The organism is Flavobacterium bomense (assembly GCF_003970355.1).
The window spans coordinates 121,924-147,571 of the sequence record NZ_RYDJ01000006.1; the positions used below are offsets into that span (position 1 = coordinate 121,924).

General features: G+C 34.1%; 24 protein-coding genes. 15 read left to right on the top strand and 9 right to left on the bottom strand.

Translation table 11 applies throughout. The features are described from left to right. Positions 1-109: 109 nt before the first annotated feature. Both EKL98_RS07510 and EKL98_RS07515 read left to right on the top strand, forming a co-directional pair. The gene (locus tag EKL98_RS07510; RefSeq protein ID WP_126561943.1) at positions 110-721 is read left to right on the top strand and encodes a hypothetical protein; all 612 of its coding nucleotides are present in this window, start codon (positions 110-112) and stop codon (positions 719-721) included. After that, positions 718-1,428: a DUF3307 domain-containing protein gene (locus EKL98_RS07515; RefSeq protein WP_126561944.1), complete on the top strand. Its 711-nt coding sequence runs from the start codon at positions 718-720 to the stop codon at positions 1,426-1,428. The genes EKL98_RS07510 and EKL98_RS07515 overlap by 4 nt, the downstream gene beginning before the upstream one ends. Here the strand turns inward: EKL98_RS07515 and EKL98_RS07520 are convergent. After that, positions 1,414-2,433, bottom strand: a complete 1,020-nt coding sequence (locus EKL98_RS07520; RefSeq protein ID WP_126561945.1) for a quinone-dependent dihydroorotate dehydrogenase — start codon at positions 2,431-2,433, stop codon at positions 1,414-1,416. The genes EKL98_RS07515 and EKL98_RS07520 overlap by 15 nt on opposite strands. Positions 2,434-2,964: 531 nt before the next feature. On the opposite strand from EKL98_RS07520, the gene pepT reads away from it, so the two are divergent. The 3 genes from pepT to EKL98_RS17840 all read left to right on the top strand — a co-directional run bounded on the left by pepT (position 2,965) and on the right by EKL98_RS17840 (position 5,247). Next, the gene (gene pepT, locus EKL98_RS07525) at positions 2,965-4,218 is read left to right on the top strand and encodes a peptidase T (RefSeq protein ID WP_126460243.1); all 1,254 of its coding nucleotides are present in this window, start codon (positions 2,965-2,967) and stop codon (positions 4,216-4,218) included. Between the two features lie 87 nt (positions 4,219-4,305). Beyond that, a complete protein-coding gene (locus EKL98_RS07530) occupies positions 4,306-4,476 on the top strand; it encodes a YdeI/OmpD-associated family protein (RefSeq protein ID WP_233589388.1) in 171 nt (56 codons plus the stop codon). A 309-nt stretch (positions 4,477-4,785) separates the two neighbouring features. Continuing rightward, positions 4,786-5,247 carry a hypothetical protein gene (locus EKL98_RS17840; protein WP_199740684.1) on the top strand — a complete coding sequence of 154 codons (462 nt, stop codon included), beginning with the start codon at positions 4,786-4,788 and terminating at the stop codon, positions 5,245-5,247. A gap of 74 nt (positions 5,248-5,321) precedes the next feature. Here EKL98_RS17840 and yajC read toward each other — a convergent pair whose 3' ends face one another. From yajC to EKL98_RS07550, 3 genes are all read right to left on the bottom strand, one after another. Next, a complete protein-coding gene (gene yajC / locus EKL98_RS07540; RefSeq protein WP_126454584.1) occupies positions 5,322-5,594 on the bottom strand; it encodes a preprotein translocase subunit YajC in 273 nt (90 codons plus the stop codon). 24 nt (positions 5,595-5,618) lie between these two features. Then, entirely contained in the window at positions 5,619-6,530 is a 912-nt protein-coding gene (nusB, locus tag EKL98_RS07545) for a transcription antitermination factor NusB (protein ID WP_126460862.1), read from the bottom strand. Positions 6,531-6,715: 185 nt separating this feature from the next. Beyond that, the gene (locus EKL98_RS07550) at positions 6,716-7,822 is read right to left on the bottom strand and encodes a Glu/Leu/Phe/Val family dehydrogenase (protein ID WP_126460240.1); all 1,107 of its coding nucleotides are present in this window, start codon (positions 7,820-7,822) and stop codon (positions 6,716-6,718) included. Between the two features lie 201 nt (positions 7,823-8,023). Between EKL98_RS07550 and EKL98_RS07555 the strand changes: the two genes are divergently transcribed. After that, positions 8,024-9,784 (top strand): ABC transporter ATP-binding protein, encoded by a 1,761-nt coding sequence (locus tag EKL98_RS07555; RefSeq protein WP_126561946.1) that lies wholly within the window; start codon positions 8,024-8,026, stop codon positions 9,782-9,784. 71 nt (positions 9,785-9,855) lie between these two features. Continuing rightward, positions 9,856-10,236 carry a PUR family DNA/RNA-binding protein gene (locus tag EKL98_RS07560; RefSeq protein WP_126460233.1) on the top strand — a complete coding sequence of 127 codons (381 nt, stop codon included), beginning with the start codon at positions 9,856-9,858 and terminating at the stop codon, positions 10,234-10,236. Between the two features lie 109 nt (positions 10,237-10,345). Here EKL98_RS07560 and EKL98_RS07565 read toward each other — a convergent pair whose 3' ends face one another. Continuing rightward, entirely contained in the window at positions 10,346-10,681 is a 336-nt protein-coding gene (locus tag EKL98_RS07565) for a tRNA-binding protein (RefSeq protein WP_126460231.1), read from the bottom strand. 279 nt (positions 10,682-10,960) lie between these two features. Between EKL98_RS07565 and EKL98_RS07570 the strand changes: the two genes are divergently transcribed. Beyond that, positions 10,961-12,079 carry a GTP cyclohydrolase gene (locus EKL98_RS07570; RefSeq protein WP_126460228.1) on the top strand — a complete coding sequence of 373 codons (1,119 nt, stop codon included), beginning with the start codon at positions 10,961-10,963 and terminating at the stop codon, positions 12,077-12,079. Positions 12,080-12,177: 98 nt separating this feature from the next. Here EKL98_RS07570 and EKL98_RS07575 read toward each other — a convergent pair whose 3' ends face one another. Then, positions 12,178-12,654, bottom strand: a complete 477-nt coding sequence (locus EKL98_RS07575; RefSeq protein ID WP_126561947.1) for a hypothetical protein — start codon at positions 12,652-12,654, stop codon at positions 12,178-12,180. A gap of 105 nt (positions 12,655-12,759) precedes the next feature. Further along, the gene (locus tag EKL98_RS07580) at positions 12,760-14,022 is read right to left on the bottom strand and encodes an aminotransferase class I/II-fold pyridoxal phosphate-dependent enzyme (RefSeq protein ID WP_126561948.1); all 1,263 of its coding nucleotides are present in this window, start codon (positions 14,020-14,022) and stop codon (positions 12,760-12,762) included. 283 nt (positions 14,023-14,305) lie between these two features. Between EKL98_RS07580 and EKL98_RS07585 the strand changes: the two genes are divergently transcribed. Continuing rightward, complete coding sequence (locus EKL98_RS07585) at positions 14,306-15,070, top strand: NYN domain-containing protein (RefSeq protein WP_126454595.1); 765 nt, start codon at positions 14,306-14,308, stop codon at positions 15,068-15,070. Here the strand turns inward: EKL98_RS07585 and EKL98_RS07590 are convergent. Next, a complete protein-coding gene (locus EKL98_RS07590; protein WP_126561949.1) occupies positions 15,063-17,438 on the bottom strand; it encodes a hybrid sensor histidine kinase/response regulator in 2,376 nt (791 codons plus the stop codon). The two genes, EKL98_RS07585 and EKL98_RS07590, sit on opposite strands and share 8 nt — an antisense overlap. A 494-nt stretch (positions 17,439-17,932) precedes the next feature. Here EKL98_RS07590 and trmD point away from each other — a divergent pair, with 494 nt between their 5' ends. From trmD to EKL98_RS07620, 6 genes are all read left to right on the top strand, one after another. Continuing rightward, on the top strand, positions 17,933-18,610 hold the full coding sequence (gene trmD, locus EKL98_RS07595; protein WP_126460215.1) for a tRNA (guanosine(37)-N1)-methyltransferase TrmD: 678 nt from the start codon (positions 17,933-17,935) through the stop codon (positions 18,608-18,610). 169 nt (positions 18,611-18,779) lie between these two features. Beyond that, positions 18,780-19,130: a 50S ribosomal protein L19 gene (rplS, locus tag EKL98_RS07600; RefSeq protein ID WP_126454599.1), complete on the top strand. Its 351-nt coding sequence runs from the start codon at positions 18,780-18,782 to the stop codon at positions 19,128-19,130. 290 nt (positions 19,131-19,420) lie between these two features. Continuing rightward, on the top strand, positions 19,421-20,644 hold the full coding sequence (locus tag EKL98_RS07605) for an isocitrate dehydrogenase (NADP(+)) (protein WP_126460212.1): 1,224 nt from the start codon (positions 19,421-19,423) through the stop codon (positions 20,642-20,644). Between the two features lie 142 nt (positions 20,645-20,786). After that, positions 20,787-23,168, top strand: coding sequence for a TonB-dependent receptor (locus EKL98_RS07610; RefSeq protein ID WP_126561950.1), 2,382 nt, complete (start codon positions 20,787-20,789; stop codon positions 23,166-23,168). A gap of 40 nt (positions 23,169-23,208) precedes the next feature. After that, positions 23,209-24,030 (top strand): DUF4249 domain-containing protein, encoded by an 822-nt coding sequence (locus EKL98_RS07615; RefSeq protein ID WP_126561951.1) that lies wholly within the window; start codon positions 23,209-23,211, stop codon positions 24,028-24,030. A gap of 214 nt (positions 24,031-24,244) precedes the next feature. Then, complete coding sequence (locus EKL98_RS07620; protein ID WP_126460203.1) at positions 24,245-24,907, top strand: thiamine diphosphokinase; 663 nt, start codon at positions 24,245-24,247, stop codon at positions 24,905-24,907. 2 nt (positions 24,908-24,909) lie between these two features. On the opposite strand, the gene EKL98_RS07625 is transcribed toward EKL98_RS07620, so the two are convergent. Beyond that, a complete protein-coding gene (locus tag EKL98_RS07625; RefSeq protein ID WP_126561952.1) occupies positions 24,910-25,506 on the bottom strand; it encodes an alpha/beta fold hydrolase in 597 nt (198 codons plus the stop codon). Positions 25,507-25,648 lie beyond the last annotated feature (142 nt).

A 25,648-nucleotide genomic window follows, 5' to 3' on the forward strand; every position in this document is an offset into this window, starting at 1 on the left:
AATTAAAATATTACGTAATTTGGTAATAACAAATATTATTACGTAATTTGGTAATAATTTGATTCTAATCTTTTGAAATTGAATTTGATTTTTTAATTACAGTTGAAATATGATAAGTATAATCACAGGAGACATTATTAATTCGAGACAACTACCTTCTGCAATATGGATTGACGGCTTGAAAGAGCTATTGAATACCAAAGGTAAAAATCCGAGTGAATGGGAAATTTATCGGGGTGACGAATTTCAAATAGAAATTACAAATCCTGAAGAAGCACTACTCACAGCTTTGCAAATTAAAGCGTATCTAAAAACGCTGAAACTCGATGCGAGAATGAGTATTGGTTTTGGTGATAAAACCTATTCTGGAGCAACAATTTCCGAAAGTAACGGAACTGCATTCGTTCGATCCGGGGAACTTTTTGAAACTTTAAAAAAACTAAAAACGACCTTAGCCATTAATTCCGGCACTACCGATTTAGATACTGAAATAAATTTAATGCTGCGTTTAGGATTGACCTTTATGGATAATTGGCTGGCGCAATCGGCTGAATTTATTGTGGTTTCTATGGCAAACAAAATGCTTTCTCAAGAAGAAATAGGCACAAAATTAGGTATCAATCAAGCCGCTGTAAGTCGGAGACGAAAACGAGCACAATTTGATTTGGTATTAGAATTAGACAATCATTTTCGGAAAAAAATTAAAAACCTCCGTGTATGATTATTTTTGTAAAACTACTATTGGCCCATTTACTTGGTGATTTTTTGTTGCAACCCACATCTTGGGTTTTAGATAAAGAAAACAGGAAACATAAAAGTATTTATCTTTATATCCACACGTTTATTCACTTTTTTCTGGCTTGGATTTTAATTGGTAAGGCTAATTTTGTTTGGTTTGCGACTGTACTAGCGGTAACACATGGAGGAATTGATTTTATGAAATTACACGTTCAAAAAGACAAAACAAAACGCAATTGGTTCCTAATTGACCAACTTTTACATCTTATCGTGCTCATAGCAATTACACTATTTTACAATAACGACCGTATCGATTTTGCATCATTTGACAATCAATTTTGGATCTTTGCAACCGGAATACTTTTACTGACACAACCTACATCGATACTGATAAAAAATATCATTTCGATTTGGACTCCAGAAAACAAAAAAAACGATGATTCTCTATCCAATGCTGGAAATTATATTGGAATATTAGAACGCTTATTTGTCTTTTACTTTGTAATTAGTGCCCATTTTGAAGCCATCGGTTTTCTATTGGCTGCAAAATCTATCTTTCGTTTTGGAGATTTAAAAGAAGCCAAGGACCGAAAACTTACTGAATATGTTCTTATCGGAACCTTATTAAGTTTTGGAATTGCTTTATTGACAGGGCTTTTAGTACAATATGGGATATTAGAATTTTTCTAAAATTTTCATATTTATGGCTTTCACTAAAGCTGGTCCTTCATAAATAAAACCGGTATACAACTGAATTAAACTTGCACCGGCGTCTAATTTTTCTATTGCATCTTCGGCTGAATGAATTCCACCTACTCCAATAATCGGGAAGGCTTTATTGCTTTTCTCAGCTAAAAAACGGATTACTTCAGTAGACCGTTTTGATAATGGTTTTCCTGACAAACCCCCTAATTCAGCTTTATTTTCGGATTGCAATCCTTCACGGAAAATTGTAGTATTAGTAGCAATAACGCCCGCGATTTTAGTTTCCTTTATAATAGCAATAATGTCAAGTAACTGCTCATCTGTCAAATCAGGAGCAATTTTCAGCAGAATTGGCTTTTGCTTTGGCTTTGCCAAATTCTTATTCTGCAACGTTTGCAACAGTTGCGTCAATGGCTCTTTGTCTTGCAAAGCACGGAGATTTGGCGTGTTTGGCGAACTCACATTCACTACAAAATAGTCCACATAATCGTACAAAGCGTCAAAACATATTTCATAATCTGAAGTCGCTTCTTCGTTTGGTGTCAACTTATTTTTTCCAATGTTTCCACCTATCAAAATACCTTTATTTTTTTTTAATCGTTCCACCGCTTCTTGAACTCCACTGTTGTTGAAACCCATTCGGTTAATAATGGCGCTGTCTTCTTTCAAACGAAACAAGCGTTCTTTAGGGTTTCCTTCCTGCCCTTTTGGGGTAAGTGTTCCTATTTCGATAAAACCAAAACCAAAGCTGGACAATTCTTTATACAACTTGGCGTCTTTATCAAACCCAGCCGCAAGTCCTACGGGATTTTTAAATTTTAGTCCAAAAACTTCTGTTTCTAATCGGGGATCCTTGACTTCATAAAGCAATTTAAAAAGAGAAGAAAACCCTGGGATTTTAGACAAAAAGTGAATTAATGAAAAAGTAAAATAGTGCACTTTTTCAGGATCAAACCAAAAAAGTATGGGACGTAAAAGTAATTTGTACATGGGTGCGTTGTTATGGAGTACAAAAATAGAATTATCTAACCGATAAATAAATATTTAGAAAATAATTTATATAAATCATTTTGATTACTAAAAATATCCGGGAGTACAACGCGTATTAGAGGTACTGATCCGTAAAAATGGTGACTCGGCAGGAATTACAAATTGTAATGCTTTTAATTCATGATGCCCAACAGTAAAGCAATAGTAGTCCGAAAAAATCTAATTCCTATTTTTAGTGGTTTAATAAAAGACGGAATCACCAACTTTTATATAAAAATAGTACCTATATTGATAGAGGAAAATCACTGGGACTTTGGACAAAAAAAATGGAAAATGGAAACTTTTCCGCGATTGTTTTAACGCTGATATACCAATGGCAAAAATGTAATCGTTAATTATTTGCCTATACCGACACAAAAATAATAGTGCAGGCATTGTTATTTCAAAAGATTAAAATAAACAAAATTCACACCAACATTTACTTAAAAATGCTCCTTAAAAAATGATTATATTTGCATAAAACAAAGAAAAATGCAACATATCATAGACCGTTTTATCAGTTATGTAATTATTGATACCGAATCTGATTCAAACTCAGAAACTACTCCAAGTACCACAAAACAATGGACTTTAGCCCATAAACTGGTTGACGAATTAAAAGCTATAGGAATGCAAGACGTAACAATAGATGACAAATCATATATTATGGCTACTTTGCCCAGTAATGTGGCTCATGAAGTGCCAATCATAGGATTTATTTCTCATTTTGACACTTCTCCGGATTTTTGTGGAGCCAATGTAAAACCTCAAATTGTGCGCAATTATGATGGAAAAGATATTGTATTAAATGCAGATAAAAACATTGTATTATCCCCGAGTTATTTCAAAGATTTACTGCAGTATAAAGGACAAACACTAATCACTACAGATGGCACAACATTACTAGGAGCTGATGACAAAGCCGGAATTACAGAGATTGTTACCGCAATGGAGTTTCTGATCAATAACCCGGAAATCAAACACGGAAAAATACGAATTGGCTTCACACCAGACGAAGAAATTGGTCGTGGTGCCCACCATTTTGATGTAGATAAATTTGGAGCTGAATGGGCGTATACTATGGATGGTAGCCAGGTAGGCGAATTAGAGTATGAAAATTTTAATGCAGCTGGTGCCAAAATCACTTTCAAAGGCAAAAGCGTACATCCTGGTTATGCCAAAGGGAAAATGATCAACTCTATGCTGATTGCCAATGATTTTATCAATGAACTCCCCTCCGGAGAAACACCTGAAGAAACTAAAGGATACGAAGGTTTCTTTCACGTACATCACATAACAGGAAGCATCGAAGAAACCGTTTTAGAACTTATTATTCGGGATCATAACAAGAAAAAGTTCGAAAGGCGTAAAGAATTAATCGAGAAAATTGTTCGAAAAATCAATAAGAAATTTGCAAAACAATTTGGTGAAGACATAGTTATCACTGAGATTAAAGATCAATATTACAATATGAAAGAAAAGGTTCTGCCTGTAAAACACATTGTAGATATTGCTGAAAAAGCAATGAAAGAAATAGGAATCAAACCGCTTATTAAGCCTATTCGTGGTGGAACAGACGGTTCACAATTGTCCTATAAAGGATTGCCATGTCCTAATATATTTGCAGGAGGACACAACTTTCACGGAAAATACGAATACGTTCCTGCTGAAAGCATGCAAAAAGCAGTTGAAGTAATCGTGAAAATTGCTGAGCTAACAGCATTAGGAGATTCAATTATAAAATAAGCCTAATTTAGAATATTCAAAAATCAATACCTATCTTGGGATAAAAATAATAATTGGTATGCCTAATTATAATTTCTCAAATTAATTATTGCCACAACAGAATTAGCAGCAGTATTTCAGAAATTCTATCCTTGCAAACAATACGAATTCTTAGCATATCTTGAAACAGCAAAACGAGACGAAATTAAACGTTCCAGTATTGAAAAAAGAATACGAATACTATCAGAAAATATTAGTCTTAATGACAAATATGGATGACATTAAGTCCCATTTCTAAGAACTCAGAGTGGGACTTTTTAATTTAAAAAACACTAAGAAAAGAACATTCACTACAAATCATTCAGAATAACTACTTTTAAAATCTTATTCTTTGTATTTCATCAACAATTGTCTCCTACCTCTATTTCTGGTATACTTGAAACTTCCAATTTAGAATATTGAAAAGCTTAACATTCGAAAATAAATTAAATCACTATATTTGCTAACAATTACTTAACCATTTATTAACATTGAGCCGTTTTTTTTAAGTTTTTAATAAAATCAAAAACGACACTAATAATACACACTATGATACAAAAAAAAGAAAATCCTACAGTACCTACTTCCGTAAAACCTGAAATTGATAAACCCGTAAGGGCACCCAAAAACAAAGTTATCCAACCTTCTGAAGAAACTATAGTACCACTTAATGAAGTAGTAATAACTGAAACAATAGAAGAAACCATAGAAATTTCAGTAGAAGACAAAGACGATACAACTGTGGAAGTTCTAAATAAAAAGGACGATACAAAAGATCTTAAAAAGAAGTTAAAAATAAAAGACAAAGACATGAAAGACAAAGACAAGAAAAAGGCTAAAAAAGCTGACGCAAAAGAGAAAGCAAAGCAAAAAGCGAAAGCGAAAGCAAAAAAGGCAAAAAAAGCAAAAAAGGATAAAGCAAAAAAAGCAAAAGTAAAAGCCAAGATAAAAGCCAAGAAAGCCAAAGCAAAATCTAAAAAAGCAAAGAAAGCAAAGAAAAACAAAAAATAATTCGATTATTTTTTATCCAAAAAAAGTCCCAATCCGAAACCGGATGGGACTTTTTTAATTTCTTAAACCAAAAATTATTTTTTGTTCAATACTGCACTCATTTCCATAGAAATAGCAGAACGCTCCATTTTTAATTTTCCTGACATCGTCTCTACAACAACCGTTGTATCCGCTAGTTCAGAAACTTTTCCGTGAAGACCACTTTTGGTGATAATTTTATCCCCTACTTTCAGTGTGCTTTCAAATTCTTTTTCGTTTTTTGCTCTTTTTTGTTGCGGTCTGATCATGAAGAAATAGATCACCACAAACATTAATATAAACGGTGCAAATTGAGTTAATTGTTCCATAATTTTATTTTTATTTGTTAATTATTACATTAAGCCACGACCGGCTTTTATAATTCTTTTGCTGGCTTGAAGCTCTTTTACGAGACTATCTAATATTCCGTTGATAAAAATACTACTTTTTGGTGTAGAATATTCTTTGGCAACCTCTAAATATTCGTTAAGAGTTACTTTTACGGGAATAGACGGGAATTTCAAGAACTCACAAATTGCCATTTTTAGAATGATAGTATCTATTTCGGCAATCCTATCACTGTCCCAATTGGGCGTTTTATCCACGTACTCCTTAGCTAATTCCGTTTCATTCAAGACTGTTTTTCGGAACAAGTCTTTCACGAAATCCTTATCTTCATTGTCTTTATATAACTTTGGCACTCTGAAATTATCATCTTCACCAGATTTGATTACCTTCAATTGCTTGATAATATGTGTGTTTACTAACGGAATATCATCCACCCAAGTCAATTTATCATCTTCCAGATACTCATACAATTTCTCGTTAGGAACAATTACATCCATGAATAAATCAACAATAAACTGTCGGTCTTCCTCAAAAGTGTTCACCGCATTACTCATGTATTGCGCATACAATGTGCTGGCTTTAATATCATTCAAAAGCAATAAAATATAATCGTCGTTTAACGTCCAATTATTGATTTTACGGTTTTCCAGCGCGATACTTAATGAATTATTTTCGGAAAGAATTTGAAAAATTCTATTTTTGATGAATTTTTCGTTTGGTTTACGTTCCTCAGGAGTTGCAAGATGTTTCAAACTGGATTTATGCAAAAAGATAGTTTCTGTTTTGCAAATTTCAATCAGCGAAGAAAGCATTATAAGATATAAATCTTGAATATTGTCGATACTGTAAAAAAGGAATTTTTCTTCTTTTTCCAGATTATCTGAACCGCTTTGATGCATCGCATAAATGGATTGCATAACCTTGACGCGAATGTGTCTTCTATTTACCACCTTGTAAGAACTTTTATTAATTAGGGTGCAAAAATAAGTATTTCATTTTTTAAAATAAAATATATAATCGGTTATTTTATTGCATTCAATCAACAGTATTCAGTGAATGGTACAAAAATGTTCGCTGAATACTGAAAACTGAGCCTTGAAAACTACTTTTTATTGTTTTCTATTTTTCTTTGATAGATGCGATTTTGAGCAATCGTCAAAGCCGCATGATGCGTTGTCATGTTGTTTGCAAGGGCAAAATCAAATATTTCTAAGGTTGTGTTGTAAATATTTTCTGTTTTACGCATGATCTCCGCTTTGTCATAATGTGCTAATTCAGCATACACATTGATAATTCCTCCGGCATTAATCAAAAAATCAGGCGCGTATAAAATGCCTCTTTCTTGCAGAATTGCTCCGTGAACATTCTCATCCGCTAATTGATTATTAGCAGCTCCAGCAATAACTTTGGCTTTAATTTTATAAACTGTATTGTCATTTAAAGTTGCTCCCATGGCACAAGGCGCGTAAATATCAACATCAGCACTGTACAAATCGTCTCCTCTGAAAATTGCTGCATGGTACTTCGCTCCTACTTCATTCAGTTTTTCTTCATTGATATCAGCAATGGTGACAATAGCTCCTTCTTTAGTCAAGTAATCAACTAATGTTTCGCCAACGTGACCAATTCCTTGTACCAATACTTTCTTACCACTCAAAACATCCGACCCAAATTGTTGTTTTGCAGCCGCTTTCATGCCTAAATATACTCCGTAAGCCGTAACAGGTGATGGGTTTCCGGAACCACCTCTTGATTCAGAAATTCCAGTAACATACGGCGTTACATCTCTTACGGTATCCATATCTTTAGTTTCCATTCCCACATCTTCAGCAGTAATATATCGTCCGCTTAAAGAATGTACGAATTCACCAAATTTACGCATCAACTCCGGGGTTTTTTGTGTTTTGGCATCGCCAATAATCACCGCTTTACCGCCACCAATATTCAATCCTGTAATTGCTGCTTTAAAAGTCATTCCGCGTGAAAGTCGCAGTACGTCGTTTAGGGCTTCCCATTCATTCGCGTAATTATACATCCGCGTACCACCCAAAGCAGGACCCATAACCGAATTATGAATACCAATAATTGCTTTTAAACCTGTATCTTTGTCGTTGCAAAATACAATTTGTTCATGATCATCAAATGATAATTGACCAAAAACGGGATCCATTTTTTGAAGTTCCTTTACAGTAGTGAAAGCTGCATTCATAGTGTGAAATTTTTATAATGATAAAATTATGAATTTGTCAAAAAGACGATCCAAAATTACACAAAAAATAAATATGCGGTAACATCTTATATAAAAATTGTTTATTCAGCAATTTACACAATCGAAAAATTATTATTAAAATTACTAAAAGAAAAATTTTACACCATCAATAAAACTATTTCAACATAGAATATCATAAAAATGAAAGAATTACGTTATTTAAATAAATATTTCGTCAAATACAAATACAGTTTTTTACTGGGGATTGTTTTTACCATTATTGCACAGATCTTTATGCTTTTTACACCCAAGCTGATCAGCAAGTCTTTTAAGGTAATTGAGGCTTTCGCCAAAGATAAAACCGTAGCCAAATCAGTCATTCACGAGGAATTAGTTGCGAATATTTTACTAATTATTGCCACAACAATCATTGCTGGTTTTCTTACTTTTTTGATGAGACAAACCCTAATCGTGATGTCGCGCCACATCGAATTTGATCTAAAAAACGAAGTGTTTCGGCAATATGAGAATTTATCTCAAAATTTTTACAAACAAAATCGTACCGGCGATTTGATGAACCGAATCAGCGAAGATGTATCCAAGGTCAGAATGTATGTAGGTCCTGCGGTGATGTATACTATAAATACCGTAATTCGTTTTGCTATTGTAATTGTGTATATGTATAACGTATCGCCAAGATTGACTCTGTATACCTTGCTGCCTTTGCCGCTATTGTCCTATGCCATTTTTAAACTTAGTTCCGAAATCAACGTAAGAAGCACTATTTTTCAACAATATTTATCTAAAGTTTCTAGTTTTTCACAGGAGATATTTTCAGGAATCCGAGTGATCAAAGCATATTCATTAGAAGATCAACACCAAAAAAACATGGTGAATTTAGCCCATGAGAGCAAAAGCAAAAGCTTGAATTTAGCCAAAGTACAATCTTTATTTGGACCATTAATGCTTGCCCTTATAGGAATCAGTAACTTAGTGGTCATCTATTTTGGTGGTCTGATGTACATTGATGGAACGATCAAAAGCATTGGAACCATCGCTGAATTCATCCTATATGTCAACATGCTGACCTGGCCCGTGGCTTCACTAGGTTGGGTTTCGTCAATGGTTCAGGAGGCCGAAGCCTCTCAAAAAAGGTTAAATGAATTTTTGAAAATTGAACCCGAGATAAAAAACAAAAACGAAAACAAATCCATAATTGAAGGTTCTATTTCTTTTGAAAACGTAAGTTATACCTACGAGGACACTAACATCAAAGCGTTACAAAATATTTCGTTCACAGTAAAAAAAGGAGAAACCTTAGCCATTTTAGGAAAAACAGGTTCCGGAAAATCGACTATTTTATCGTTGATTTCCAGAATGTATGATGTTACAGCCGGGAAAATAAATATTGACGGAAATGAAATAAGCACCATTAATCTGTTTGATTTACGCAACAGCATTGGTATTGTGCCACAAGATGCCTTTTTGTTTTCGGACAGTATCAAGAATAATATTATGTTTGGGAAAGAAAATGCTTCAGAAGAGGAAGTGAAATCTGCTGCCAAAAGTGCTGTGGTACATGACAACATTATGGGCTTCAACAAACAATACGAAACGGTTCTGGGCGAAAGAGGAATTACACTTTCCGGAGGTCAAAAACAAAGAGTTTCCATCGCCAGAGCAATTATTAAGAATCCCCCTATTTTACTTTTGGACGATTGCTTGTCAGCAGTGGATACTGAGACCGAAGAAGCGATATTAAACAATTTGCAAGAAATCTGCAAGGACAAAACAACTATTATAGTGAGTCACCGCGTATCATCAGCTAAAAATGCCGATCGAATTATCATTATCGAAAAAGGACAAATTATCCAACAAGGCTCTCATAATCAATTGATAAATCAAGAAGGGTATTATGCTGCTTTGTATTTGAAACAACTTTCAGAAAAAGAAATGCTATAATTGTTGTATAATACATATTTTTTATAGATTTTTGGATACTAGTTAACAACCATAAATTGACAGAAAGGATTATGAGAGAACATGACATGTTAGAAAAAGAAGAGATATTTTCTAAAGTTTTAAGAGCTGGAAGAAGAACGTATTTCTTTGATGTGAGAGCGACAAAAGCAGATGATTATTACATTACCATTACTGAGAGCAAGAAATTTACGGAAGAAGATGGATCTTTCCATTTCAAAAAACATAAAATCTATTTATACAAAGAAGATTTTGCTGCTTTTGCAGAAATTCTTGGCGAAATGACTTCTTATGTTTTGAACCACAAAGGCGACGAAGTAATATCAGAAAGACACCAAAAAGATTTCAAAAAAGAATATGCCTCTGAGAAATCAGAAGATGAAATCATACCGCAAACATCAACTTTTACCGATATAGAATTTGATGATATTTAATATTTAGTTCCTTACTTACCAATAAAAAAGTCCAAAAACCATCTGATTTTTGGACTTTTTTGTTATAGAAAATTAATTTACAGTTGATTGCAAGAATTCCTTTCACAAATTAGCCAATTCGCAATCCGTTTTGAATTTTGAAATCCGGCGCCAGTAAAATCACGTCCCCTTCCTGACCAACTGCTCCTAAAATTAAACATTCACTACTAAATTTTCCAATTTGTTTTTTAGGAAAATTGACTACGGCAACAATCTGTCGGTCTAGCAAATCCTCTTTCCGGTACCGTTTCGTTATTTGTGCGGATGTTTTTCGGATTCCAATTTCGGAACCAAAATCTATTGTGAGCTGATACGCTGGTTTTCTCGCTTCGGGAAAATCATTCACTGCCAGAATTGTTCCTATACGCATCTCTACTTTTTCGAATTCAGTCCAGGATAATTCCATAAAATCTTAGTTTTAGTTTTGAGTTATAAATATACTATTTTAACTATTTATACAACGCCAATCCGCAAGGAAAAACCAGCTCTTCATCGACAAACTCAAATACAGCAATAGTGATAGAAATATCCGTGACATATTCCTTACCAATAAAAACCTAAAATACGAGTCCTTCACACAAAGGAATAATATGGCCTTTTTTTACTTTTTCATGTATAAGTTAATTATATTCGTAGTTTTGTGCCTCAATAAAACAGTAACTATACATTGAATCAATCCTACGCAATGATCACCATACAAGAAGCAAAAACAAAAAGCGAATTAACTGATTTTATCAAATTCCCTTTTTCTTTATACAAAAACAATAAAAACTGGGTTCCGCCATTAATTGCTGAAGAACTGGAAGGATTTGATAAAACAAAAAATCCCGCTTTTGAAACTGCCGAAGCCTATTTTTATGTTGCTAAAAGAAATACCGAAATAGTAGGCAGAATTACGGCAATTATCAATTGGAGTGAGGTAAATGATCAGCAAAAAAAGAAAGTGCGTTTTGGCTGGTTTGACGTCATTGATGACATCGAGGTAACTAAAGCCCTTTTAGAAAAAGTATATGAATTAGGACGGAAAAACAATTTAGAACATGTTGAAGGCCCGATGGGATTTTCAAATCTAGACAAAGTAGGTATTCTGACCGAAGGTTTTGACCAAATAGGAACCATGATTACTTGGTACAACCATGAATATTATGCACGTCATTTTGAGCAATTGGGCTATGTAAAAGAGAAAGAATATATTGAGAGTAAATTTCCTTTTGAAAACGTAAAACTACAATTTTTTGAAAAAGCAAATGATTTAGTCAAAAAAAGATACCAGTTAAGTCCGCTTAATTTCAAAACAACTAAAGAGGTCATGCCTCATGTGGATAAAATGTTTGATTTATTTAATAAATCCTACGCTTCCCTATCGTCATTTGTGGCTATTTCCGACACTCAAAAAGAGTATTTCAAGAAAAAATACATCAGCTTTATCAATCCTGAATTTATAAAATTTGTAGAAGACAAAGATCATAACATCGTGGCCTTTAGCATTGTGATGCCTTCTTTTGCAAAGGCAGTACAAAAATCCAAAGGAAAATTATTCCCGTTTGGATTTCTACATTTACTATTGGCAAAAAAATACAGCAAAGATGTCATTTTCTATCTGATAGGCGTATTGCCGGAATATCAAAACAAAGCCGTTACCGCAATTATTTTTAAAGAATACTATGAAACTTTCCGAAAAAAAGGGATTGTTAATTGTTTTAGAACCCCTGAATTAGCTGATAATGCTCCCAGTCTAAACTTGTGGAAACATTTTAATCCATTAATTCACAAACGAAGATGCACGTATCGGTTAGAATTGTAGTATTTGACAAGTATTGAATTAAAAAAATTCATCAGTTTTGCTGATGAATTTTTAGTTTTAAATGCCTGCATGCTAAATTCTTAAAAGGAAATTATAAATCAAAGGATACAATTTACTTTTGACAACACCACACTTACATTAAATTTTAATTGCTTTCTATCTTTAAACGTTACTTTCCCTTTATTATCAACCACATCGCCATAACCTTCCACATAAGTATTCCCTTTTTTTAAGAAAACAACTTGCCGCACAGTCACAAGCCCTTCGGACATGAAGGTATACGCTGCATAAAGCGTATCTCCTTTTATTTCTCCTACTAATGTCCCATTATTTTTATCTTTTTCATAGAAATTATACCTTAATTTTCCTGAAACATATTGCTCATTTTCTATTTTCAAAATCATAGAAATGGTATCATTCTTTATAACGCCGGTGTAACATTCTTCCAGAATAGACTCTTTAACATCCTTTTCTATAGAAACATTTGGACTTGCGGCTTCTTCCAGCTGTTTACTTTTATGACATGAAATTAAAAAACTAAAAAAAATGACACCCAATACAATCCCTTTTTTCATACCCTTTGTTTTTTGTTGTATAAAGATATCACTTCTTTTTAAGTATAAAAAAAATCCATCCTGCTAAAGAAAGCAGGATGGATTAGAATAACTTATTTTATAAGACTAAGCGTCTAAATCAACTTTTGTTTTAGTTGCAATCTCTTTATAGGTTCCATTTACTAATTTTTCACGAATGGCTTCAAAAGCAACTAGTGTTTCCTCAATATCTGATAATTCATGTGAGGTTGTAGGTATCATTCTCAATAAGATAATTCCTTTTGGAATAACAGGATAAATTACAATCGAAAGGAAAATTCCGTAATTCTCTCTCAAATCGTTCACCATAACCATAGCTTCCGGAACACTGCCTTCTAAATAAACAGGAGTAACACATGTGTTTGTGTCTCCAATATTAAAGTTTCTGGTTCGTAATCCGTTTTGTAATGCATTAACATTCTCCCAAAGTTTGTCTTTCAATTCTGGGTGATTACGCAACAATTCCAATCGTTTCAAAGAACCAATTGTTTGAATCATTGGCAAGGACTTAGCGAACATTTGAGAACGCATGTTGTATTTAAGATAATCGATAATGTCTTTATCCGCAGCTACAAAAGCACCAATATTAGCCATTGATTTAGCAAAAGTGGAAAAATAAACATCAATATCATCCTGAACTCCTTGCTCTTCACCTGCTCCGGCACCTGTTTTTCCAAGTGTTCCAAATCCATGTGCATCATCAACAAGCAAACGGAAATTATATTTTTGTTTCATGTCCACAATCTCTCTCAATTTTCCTTGCTGTCCACGCATTCCAAAAACGCCTTCCGTTATAAAAAGGATTCCTCCTCCAGTTACTTTAGCTAATTTTGTGGCGCGTTGCAGGTTTTTTTCCATACTTGCAAGATCGTTATGACGGTATGTAAAACGTTTTCCCATGTGCAAACGAACACCATCAATAATACAAGCATGTGCATCAACATCATACACAATTACATCATTTTTAGTTACTAATGCATCAATTGTAGACATAATTCCTTGGTAGCCAAAATTCAATAAATATGCTGACTCTTTGCTTACAAAAGCAGCTAATTCATTTTCTAATTGCTCATGATATTTGGTATGTCCACTCATCATTCGGGCTCCCATAGGGTAAGCTGCTCCATATTGTGCAGCCGCATCAGCATCTGCCTTCCGTACTTCCGGGTGATTAGCAAGACCCAAGTAGTCATTTAAACTCCAATTCAAAATATCTTTCCCATCAAACTGCATTCTTGGACCTAACTCACCTTCTAATTTAGGAAAAACAAAATAACCTTCCGCTTGTGAAGCCCATTTTCCTAATGGTCCTTTATTGTTTTGAATCCTTTCGAATAAATCTTTTACCATAATATATTAAGTAATAATTTTAATTTTTAAGAAGTTGCAAAAATAATTATTTATATTTTATAAAGGACTTGAAAACAAATTTATTTTTAGTTTATTACAACGATAATTCCTGACAATTTCCTACTATATGCGATATCTGTTACATTATCTAAAAAAAAATGCTTCATTCCTGCTAATAACACAACAAAAAGTATATCTCACAAAACTTTGAAACGATTTTGATTCAAAATCGTTTTATCAATAAACATTGTATCTTTGAATAAATATTTCAATACTAAAGTTTATGGCACAGGACACAAAAGAGTTAAAATTAGCGGTTCTAATTGATGCTGATAATGTTCCCTACAGCAATGTAAAAGGAATGATGGAAGAAATTGCTAAATTTGGCACACCAACCACCAAACGTATTTATGCTGATTGGACGAAACCTAATGCTGGTGGATGGAAAAGTGTTTTATTAGAGCATGCCATTACGCCTATTCAACAATACAGCTATACTGTAGGAAAAAACTCCTCAGATTCAGCGATGATTATTGACGCAATGGATCTATTATATTCTGACAAAGTGGATGGTTTTTGTATTGTATCCAGTGATTCTGATTTTACCCGTTTAGCAATTAGGCTTAGAGAATCCGGTATGAAAGTAATTGGTATTGGAGAACAAAAAACACCCAATTCATTTATTGTCGCCTGTGATCGCTTCATCTATATTGAGGTTCTGGATGGCGCAATCAAGAAAAAAACAAAAAAACCAACGGCCACTGATCCTAAAAAAGTTGCCCCAAAAACGTTGAACAAAATTGATTTGCACACCATTGAATTAATAGAATCAACCATTGAAGACATAGGTGATGACAGTGGATGGGCATTTCTCGGTGACGTAGGAAATCTTATTGTGAAGAAAAAACCAGAGTTTGATCCTAGAAATTATGGCTTTTCTAAATTAACTCCAATGTTGAAATCATTGACCGATATTCTGGAAATTGACGAAAGAGACTCCGATAAAAAAGGAATCAAACACGTTTATGTACGATTGCGATTTAGTTAACTAATTTTTTGATTGCCTCATATAGCACTTCTTTTTTGATTGGTTTAGACAAATAATCATTCATTCCTATTTCCTTAACCCGCTGTTTTGTGGCCTCCATGACATCCGCTGTTACAGCAATAATAGGAATATGACTATTGTGTATACCTGCTGCTCCATTTCTTATTGCAATTGTAGCTTCATAACCATCCATCACTGGCATTTGAAGGTCCATCAGTACAATATCAAATTGACTTTTAATCAATGCCATTATCCCTTCCTGACCATTATTAGCAAACATAACTGTGGTATTCAACCATTTTTTAGTAATCATTTTGATCACCATCTGGTTTATAGGATTGTCTTCAACTACTAAAATGGATTTCCCTTCTAAATCATTTTCAATTCCCATTTTAGCAGTTGTTCCTATGCCTTTTTTTTGTTCAGAGACCTCAAAATCAATCGTCATGACACAGGTGGTTCCCACATTAATCACGCTATTCATTTTAATACTTCCGTTTTGCATATCTACCAATGTTTTCACGATATAAAGTCCTAATCCAAGTCCGCTGAATTTTTTCTTATTATCACTACTCTTTTGATAAAAAGAATCAAAAATACGTTCCCTTTTATCAGGAGAAATCCCCACCCCGGAATCTGAAATGGTCAATATCAAGCTCGCCCTGTTGCCGGGCAATAATTCCGCATCAATAGTAAACTTCACACACCCTTTTAAGGTGAATTTAATGGCATTACTTAATACATTATTAACGATCTGAACCAATCGATTAGCATCTCCAATCAAAAAATCAGGAATATTCTTTGATTTCGAAAATTGAAACTCAAGTCCCTTTTCATTCGCTATATTGATCGCATTATTATTTAAATACTCTAAAACCTGTACGGGATCAAATGGATTGTTTTCCAGTTTTAATTCCCCTTTTTCAATTTTAGAAAAATCAAGAATATCATTGACCGAACTCAATAAACTATACGAAGAATACTTTATGATTTTGCATTTATGTTTGATCGTATCATCTTCAACTTCATTAGAAATTGACTCAATCAAATTCATAATAGCATTCAATGGAGTACGTAATTCATGACTAATATTGGATAAAAAATAAGATTTCAAATCATTCATTTCTTCAGAACGAATCAAAGCAAGACGATTGAGGTTGTCTTTTTCATTTTTAAGATTCCGAATCAAATTAGCCATAGAAAGGGAAAGAAAAATAACTTCCAAACCAGTACCTAATTTAGAGCTGTTATCTGTTAGAAACGAATTGGGAATTTGACTGAAGTTATTGAGAATAAAAATGCCAAAGCCGAGCACCAAAAAGAAAATACCCATTGTAAAAAAACCATCTACATGTATTTTTTTACAATACAGATACACGACAGAACTTATAATCAAGATAAGAATCAGCAATCCCAGCACGTTTGCCAATGGATAACACAAAGCTAAAGCCTTAGGAACAAATAAAATACATACAATTAAAACAAAAGCTAAAAAATAAAGAACAGTAAACAAAAAGTAAATTATTTTATTATGTTTTTTGATATTCAAAAAAACTTCACTGTATTTGCCCAGCAAAAAACCTGCAATCATCGCAAAAAGCAACACTGCACGAAGCGAAAACCAACCGCCTTTAGGGGTAATTAACTCATAAAAATAACCATCTAAAGAGAACTGCATTAAGCCGATAAAAACAACATATAAACTATAATATAAAAATGCTTTTTGGCGTAAGGCAAAATAGAAGAATAAATAAATAATAGAAACAATGGCCAGAATACCATAGAATATACCAAAAAACAACTGCTCGTTTGAAATCAACTTTATAAAGTTTTCTGAAGAGTACAACATGACCGGCATGTTGACAACTTCACCATCACTTTTTAGATGCAAAAATAATTGCTGCCTCGAATTTGGCAAAATTTTAATCTTAAAAATAGTTTTACGATTATCAAAACTTCGCTCAGAAAAGGGCATATTATCACCGCTTACCATTTTGGTGATTTTCCCCGAAGTGCTATCAATAAAATACAATTCTACTAAATCCGTTATAGGTCTGGCCGTTTCTAAATAATAATTCAAAGTCCGATCACTAGCGTTTATAAGCTCCGTTTTTGACCAAAAATTATTTTGAGAAAAACCTAAATCATCATTTTCAGTTTGAAGTTTTTTAGGATTAAATGAATTAAAGTTGGCAAGAACATAGTGAATATCTAGATTTCTTTGACCAACATCTGCAACTGTAGTGTAATTGTGCAATGAAACTTCTTTGGGTATAGTTCCATTACTGAATTCATATTGAGAAAATGATTTAGTAAAAAACAATACAACTAAAGAAACATAAATCCATTTATCTATTTTTTTACCCATCGCCGCAAACTGTATAATTAAATATTAGTTTATATACGTTGAAAGATAAAGTTTGGTTTTATAACAGGTTTTAAAATTGCTAGCGTTTGATACAAAAAAGTAACTCGTTGGGTTTACTAATTCAAAGCATAATAATCCCCTTCAAATAGAGCTTACAACACACGAATTCAAACGTTCATTTTCAAACATTCATTTTCAAACCTTTAAACGCAATGTTTAACAAATATTTCCTTTATGATAGCGTTTAGAAAGCACCATAAAAAAATACTGCTGCTTTGTTTGATACAATTATTAATTAAAACATCCTATTTTGACAAACACCTAGCCCAGATTGAAACGGCATCCTTTTCTTGCTTTCTTTAAGCAAGGAAAGATACAGTGTAAAGCTGGAAATAGCTCCTGAAGAAAAGTTTAATCGCTGAATTGGTTAAATGGTTATTTGAAAACCTTGGCATCTTTGTACCTTTACCCTTTTCAAACTAAGATTTAAAATTATGCGCATTGATATTGTTACTGTTCTGCCAGAATTATTGCGAAGTCCGTTTGAGGCTTCGATCATGAAACGAGCTATTGACAAAGGTCTGGTGGAAGTTCATTTTCATAATCTGCGGGATTACACGACCAACAGACAAAAAAGCGTAGATGATTATCCCTATGGCGGTGGCGCCGGAATGGTGATGACCGTACAGCCTATCGACGCCTGTATTACGCATTTGAAAAGCGAGAGAGCCTACGATGAAATCATTTACATGTCGCCGGACGGGGAAACCCTAAACCAGAAAATGGCCAATACGATGTCAATGTATGAAAATATTATTATCCTTTGCGGACATTATAAAGGAGTAGATCAGCGGGTACGCGATCATTTTATTACCAAGGAAATCTCTATTGGTGATTACGTTTTGAGTGGTGGTGAATTAGGAGCATTAGTATTATCAGATGCATTGATCCGATTGATTCCTGGTGTTTTGAGTGATGAAACCTCCGCATTGACGGATAGTTTTCAGGACGGATTATTATCAGGTCCTATATACACTCGTCCGGCAGATTACAACGGATGGAAAGTTCCGGAGGTTTTGACCAGCGGGAATTTTGCCAAAATTGACAAATGGCGCGAGGATATGGCCTACGAACACACGAAGAACAGACGACCGGATTTGTTGGAAGATTAAAATTTGTTTGAAGTTTAAGGTTTAAAGGTGGTATTCAAGAACTTCTAAACTTTAAACAAGAAAAACTTTAAACTTTAAACTTTTTTATTTACTTTTGCACCCACATTAGCTCAACCTCTGGCGAGATCCGTGAATGTTGACTTAATACAAACCATAATTAAAAAATATCATGGCAGATTTAATGAAATTCGTTCAAGACGAATTTGTAACAAGAAAAGATTTCCCAGTTTTTGCAGCTGGAGATACTATCACTGTTTACTACGAGATTAGAGAGGGTGAAAAAACAAGAACTCAGTTTTTTAAAGGAGTTGTTATTCAAAGAAGAGGTTCTGCTAATACAGAAACGTTCACGATTCGCAAAATGTCAGGTGCTATTGGTGTAGAGCGTATCTTCCCAGTAAACTTACCAGCTTTACAAAAAGTGGAAATCAACAAAAAAGGTGCAGTTCGTAGAGCTAGAATTTTCTACTTCAGAGAACTTACTGGTAAAAAAGCTAAAATTAAAGACAAAAGAAGATAGTCAAATATCTCTTTATTATAAAAGTCCTGACGTTGTCAGGATTTTTTTTTGGTTTAAAGTCAAGCTATTCAATACTATTCTACCAATTTTATTAAAATTGAATGCATTTGAAGCACTTATTTTTTGACAAGAAATAAGGAATATATTTTCCATATTCTTATTTTGACCATCCTAAAGTAATAATTTGACAATTCATTTTAAACAAATGAAAACGCATTTTCTTTTACGATAACGTTTTATTACATTTGTAGCTAAATTTAAAAAATAAGAATTACATATATCAATACATTATGACAAAAATTAAAGTAGCTAATCCGGTAGTTGAATTGGATGGTGACGAAATGACACGAATTATTTGGTCCTTTATCAAGGAAAAATTAATTCTTCCTTATTTAGATTTAGATATTAAATATTACGATTTAGGAATGGAAAGCAGAGATGCTAGTAATGACCAAATCACTATTGACTCTGCTGAGGCAATAAAAAAATACAATGTTGGTATTAAATGTGCCACAATTACTCCTGATGAAGACCGTGTTACCGAATTTGGTTTAAAAAAAATGTGGAAATCTCCAAACGGAACCATCCGTAATATTGTAGGCGGAACCGTTTTCCGTGAACCAATTATCATGAAAAACGTACCTCGTTTAGTACCGGGTTGGACACAGCCTATCGTTATTGGTCGTCATGCTTTTGGAGACCAATACAAAGCTACAGATACTGTTATCAAAGGAAAAGGGAAACTAACAATGACTTTTGTTCCTGAAGAAGGAGAAACTCAAACTTGGGAAGTATACGATTATAAAGGAGACGGAGTCGCAATGGCAATGTACAATACGGATGAAAGTATTTACGGTTTTGCACATTCCTCTTTCCAAATGGCTTTGACAAAAAAATGGCCTTTATATCTTTCTACAAAAAATACTATTTTGAAAGCCTATGACGGACGTTTCAAAGATATTTTTGAAGAAGTATATCAATCTACCTACAAAGCACAATTCGTTGAAGCAGGAATTGCTTACGAACACCGTTTGATCGATGACATGGTTGCCTCTGCAATGAAATGGAGTGGTGGTTTTGTTTGGGCGTGTAAAAACTATGACGGTGATGTTCAATCTGACACTGTTGCACAAGGTTTTGGTTCGTTAGGATTAATGACTTCAGTATTAGTTACTCCTGATGGAAAAACTCTAGAAGCAGAAGCGGCTCACGGAACAGTTACACGTCACTACAGACAACACCAACAAGGAAAAGCAACATCAACAAACCCAATCGCCTCTATTTTTGCATGGACAAGAGGATTGGAACACAGAGGTAAACTGGACGAAAATCAAGCTTTAATTGATTTTTGTCATACTCTAGAACAAGTATGCATTGATACTGTTGAAAGCGGAAAAATGACTAAAGACTTAGCGATGTTAGTAAAACCAGAAGGGTTGACTGCTGCAGATTACTTGACTACCGAGGCTTTCTTAGCAGCGATACAAGAAAATTTAGATGCTAAACTAGCTTAATTTTTTTACTACATAATATTAAAAAGACAACTGGAAACAGTTGTCTTTTTTTTTACCTTAGCAATACCTTAACGGTTGTTATATGTCAAATACTGTTCTATTTAATGTAATTTGCATTTTTGTATTTAGAAAAATTTAAACAATGACTCCAAAGAAAATTATTCCCTTTTTAGTGGTATTACTATGCTCCTTTTCATGCTTCGCTCAAGAGAAATTTACGCTAAGCGGAACTATTATTGACGCCAACAGCAACGAAACTTTAATAGGCGTCAACATTGTAATCCTTGAACTCAAAACCGGAGTAACTACCAATGAATATGGATTTTACTCCATCACAGTTCCAAAAGGAATCTATAACGTCCAAATCAGCTATTTGGGATTTCAAACCAAGGAAGAGCTAATCGACTTGAGTCAAAACCTAAAAAATAATTTTAATTTATTCAGTGATGAAACCGCCTTGAAAGAAGTTGTTATTACGGATAATGAAACCAAAATAGACATCAAAAAACCCGAAATGAGCGTCAATAAACTCTCCATTTCAGCGATCAAGAAAATGCCCGTTGTGCTGGGCGAAGTCGATGTTTTAAAATCTATTTTATTACTGCCCGGTGTTACAAATGCTGGTGAAGGCGCTTCAGGATTTAATGTTCGTGGTGGCGGTGCCGACCAGAATTTAATTCTGCTCGATGAAGCTACCATATTCAATTCTTCCCACGTTTTTGGTTTTTTCTCTGTTTTTAATCCGGATGCCATCAAAGATTTGAAGTTGTACAAAGGCGGAATTCCAGCTCGTTATGGTGGAAGAGCCTCTTCTGTGTTGGATATTTATCAAAAAGACGGCAACAGCAAAAATTTTCATGTCAATGGAGGAATCGGATTGATTTCCAGTCGCATTTTGGCCGAAGGACCATTGGTAAAAGACAAAGGTTCCTTCCTGATTGGTGGCAGAAGTTCCTATGCGCATTTATTCCTGAAGCTATCCGAAAAACAAAAAAACAACTCCGCTTATTTTTATGACCTAAATACCAAGTTGAGTTATAAATTAGATACAAATAACAGTCTGTATTTATCGGGTTATTTTGGCCGAGATGTCTTCAGCCTGAACAAAAGTTTTACCAATATTTATGGAAACACCACTTTAAACTTGCGCTGGAATCACTTGTTTTCTGAAAAATTATTTTCTAATTTATCGCTCATTTACAGCGATTATTATTACGGTTTGGATTTGGATTTTGTAGGGTTCAAATGGGATTCCGGCATCAAAAATTACAATATCAAATACGATTTCAAGAATTATATTTCAGATATATTCAAATTGAATTACGGAGTAAACGGAATTTATTACGAATTCAATCCGGGAACCATCAAGCCATCTGATACGGACTCCGGAATAAATTTTGCTCAATTGGATAAAAAATATGCTTTTGAACCCGCAGTTTACATCAACGCTGATCACGAAATATCCGACAGAATAGCCCTTTCCTACGGACTTCGATACAGTATATTTTACCGTTTAGGGCAATCTACCGTGAATATTTATGAAAATGACAATCCGGTTCTCTTCAATTCGGAATTACAGATTTATGAAAAAGCAACTCCAATTAACACTGAATTTTACGACAAAAATAAAGTCATCCAAAGCTATAATTATCTGGAACCTCGTTTTTCATTGGCCTACAAAATCAATGACAACCAATCCATAAAAGCAAGTTACAACAGGATGGTGCAGTATTTACAATTAATTTCGAACACCACATCGCCAACTCCACTTGATGTCTGGACGCCAAGCGATAATTTCATTAAACCCCAAATTGCAGATCAGGTGGCTTTGGGTTATTTTAAAAATTTTCAAGAAGGAATGTATTCCCTTGAAGTAGAAACGTATTATAAAGAAGTGCAAAACCGCTTGGATTATATTGATGGTGCTAATTTGATTGCCAATAAAGCCATTGAGCAAATAATCCTGAACGGGCAATTACGATCTTATGGTTTAGAAATCATGTTCCGAAAAAACGAAGGAAAATTTAATGGCTGGATATCGTATACATTATCCAAATCCGAGCAACAAACTCCGGGAAGAACCTCAATCGAAACCGGAATCAACAACGGCCAATGGTACAATTCCGTATATGACAAACTGCACAATATTGCAATAACCAGTTCCTACAATCTAAATGAAAAATGGTCTTTTGGAGCTAATTTTGCCCTGCAAACCGGGCAACCGGTAACATATCCTGTTGGACAATATGAATACTTAGGCATCAATCTACCCAGTTATGGATTGAGAAATAGAAATCGGCTCCCCGCTTACCACCACCTGGATATTGCCGCTACTTTGACTCCTAAAAGCAATAAAGACCGCCAATGGAAAGGCGAATGGGTTTTTAGCATTTACAATTTGTACAATCGGAAAAATGCCGCTTCTATTAATTTTAGACAAAATACAGATACAGGAATCAATGAAGCTGTAAAAACTTCGATATTTGGTGTAGTTCCAGCGGTGAGCTATAACTTTAAATTTTAAGCTTAGCATTCTACAAGGCAACTAAATAAAAAATAAAACCATGAAAAAAATAACACTATATCTGGTACTTCTCATCGCTATTTTTTCGGCAAGTTGCGAAGATGTTGTCGAAGTAGATTTAGATAATGCTCCACCAAAACTGGTAATTGAAGCAGCAATTAATTGGAAAAAAAGAACTTCGGGAAATCAACAAAAAATAAAACTGACTACAACAACTGGATTTTACGGTACAACTATTCCAAAAGTTTCCGGAGCAACAGTGTCTATAAAAAATAGTGCTAATGTGGTTTTTACTTTTTCGGAAATTGCAAATACCGGCGAATATACTTGCGTTACTTTTATACCGGTAATCAACGAAACCTATACACTGACAGTTATCAGCAATGGCAATACGTATACCGCAACCGATACACTAAAACCCGTTACGCCAATCACAAAAATTGTTCAAAACAATCAAGGCGGTTTTACAGGGACTGACATTGAAATTAAAACATTCTACCAAGATCCAGCGGGTGAAACCAATTATTACCTGTACAAATATGTGTATTCAAACCAAGCAAAATCAAATTTTTATGTTGACCAAGATGAGTTTTTCAACGGAAACGAATTTTTCAGTATGTCACAAAATGATGATTTAAAAAAAGACGATAAAATTGAAATAATCCACTTCGGAATTTCAAAAGCATACTACAATTACATGAGTGTATTAGTGAGTATTGCAGGAAATAATGGTGGCGGACCGTTTCAATCTCCGCCTGCTACCGTAAGAGGAAACATCATCAACACCACGGATTCGGTTAATTATCCTTTGGGTTATTTCTCCCTTAGCGAAGTTGATGTTAGAAGTTACACGATTGAATAATCAGGAGCTAATCCGGCTGTTCATTACAACCAAAAACAGGCTCTAAACAGTTTTCTAGACCGTATAAGGAGCTTCCTTTGGTCGCTCTTCTACTGCCGGAAAACTAAAGTTTACAACCTGTTTTGGTTTTCATTGCCATCCGGGCTAGTACGTGAGAGATAAAACGAGAACTTTTATTTACTTTTACACCATAATTCATAATTCATAATTCACAATGTCTTCACACCATATCGTTCGCGACGACCAAGAACCTGCTTTAATCATTGCCAATGGCGCTTCCTGTAACCCGGAACTATTGGGTCAATTACTGGAATGGTCACCACTCGTGGTCGTATTAGATTCGGCTATGGTTCGCGTTATGGAACTAGACATCAAAGTCGATGTGCTTTTAGGAGATTTTGACCGAGGATTTGACCCAGAAATTTATAAAACGTCTCAATATCCCATCGAAATTATTCATACTCCGGATCAGAATAAAACCGATTTAGAAAAAGCTTTTGACTATTTAATCGAAAGAAAAATTCCTGCTGTAAACGTCGTTTGGGCCACCGGACGAAGAGCTGATCATACCATAACCAATATTACCAACATTACGAGATATAGAAATTTATTGAAAATTGTCATTCTGGACGATCACTCAAAAGTATTCCTTTTGCCTAAAAAATTCGAAAAATGGTATACGGCAAACACTCCTATTTCATTAATCCCTGTAGGTCACGTCACTGGAATTCATTCTGATAATTTATTTTATCCGCTGAAAGATGATAGTCTGACTATTGGTTACAGAACCGGCAGCAGCAACCACGTCCTCAAAGACGGAATCGTAACAATAGAACATAATGAAGGTGATCTATTAATGATGGAATGCCTGGATTAGTTTTATTGCATGTTCAACAATACATTTCTTATAATTTCATAATGACTCCAAGGAATAAAATGATTCGCTTTTTTGATCGTTATTGAATCGATTGATTTAGCATTGGTAAACTTTTTTTGCATAAAAGCAACATTGCTGTACGGCACCAAAACATCTTTTGTTCCATGAATAATCGTTACATCACATGTGATTTTTTTGATAAACTCCGATATTCTTTGAGATTGTACCCTTAAATTTTGAGCATCACCAAAATCACTGTATCCAAAACCCGGTCGATCAATCGCAATCATTCGGTATTTTTTCAGCAATAAAGTATCTTTAAGATATTCTTTGAAGGCATTCCAGCTTCCGGGCGAACCGTGTACAAAAAACAATGTCGGATTTTGCGCATTACCCGTTTCTACATAATGTATTTTATAGCCTTCAAAAGCAATTGTTTTATCCTGAAATTCTATTTTTGATGGAGCAAAAAATTTTGATGTCTCTTTATTCGAAAATCGCATCGTCATACAAGACTGACACATTACGATATACAAAAAAATTAAACTGTAAACTATGTATCTCTTTTTGAAATGAAAAGTAGCGGGTATAAAAGTCATACTATTTGTGTGTTTTATAAAAGTAACCGTTTTTATGGTTCTAAAAAACGGCAATATTCTAATTTTATGATTTATTTTCGATCTGTTTAATGGGTCATAGTCAGATCAAACGCATTAAAACAAATTGAAGTTTAAACCACAT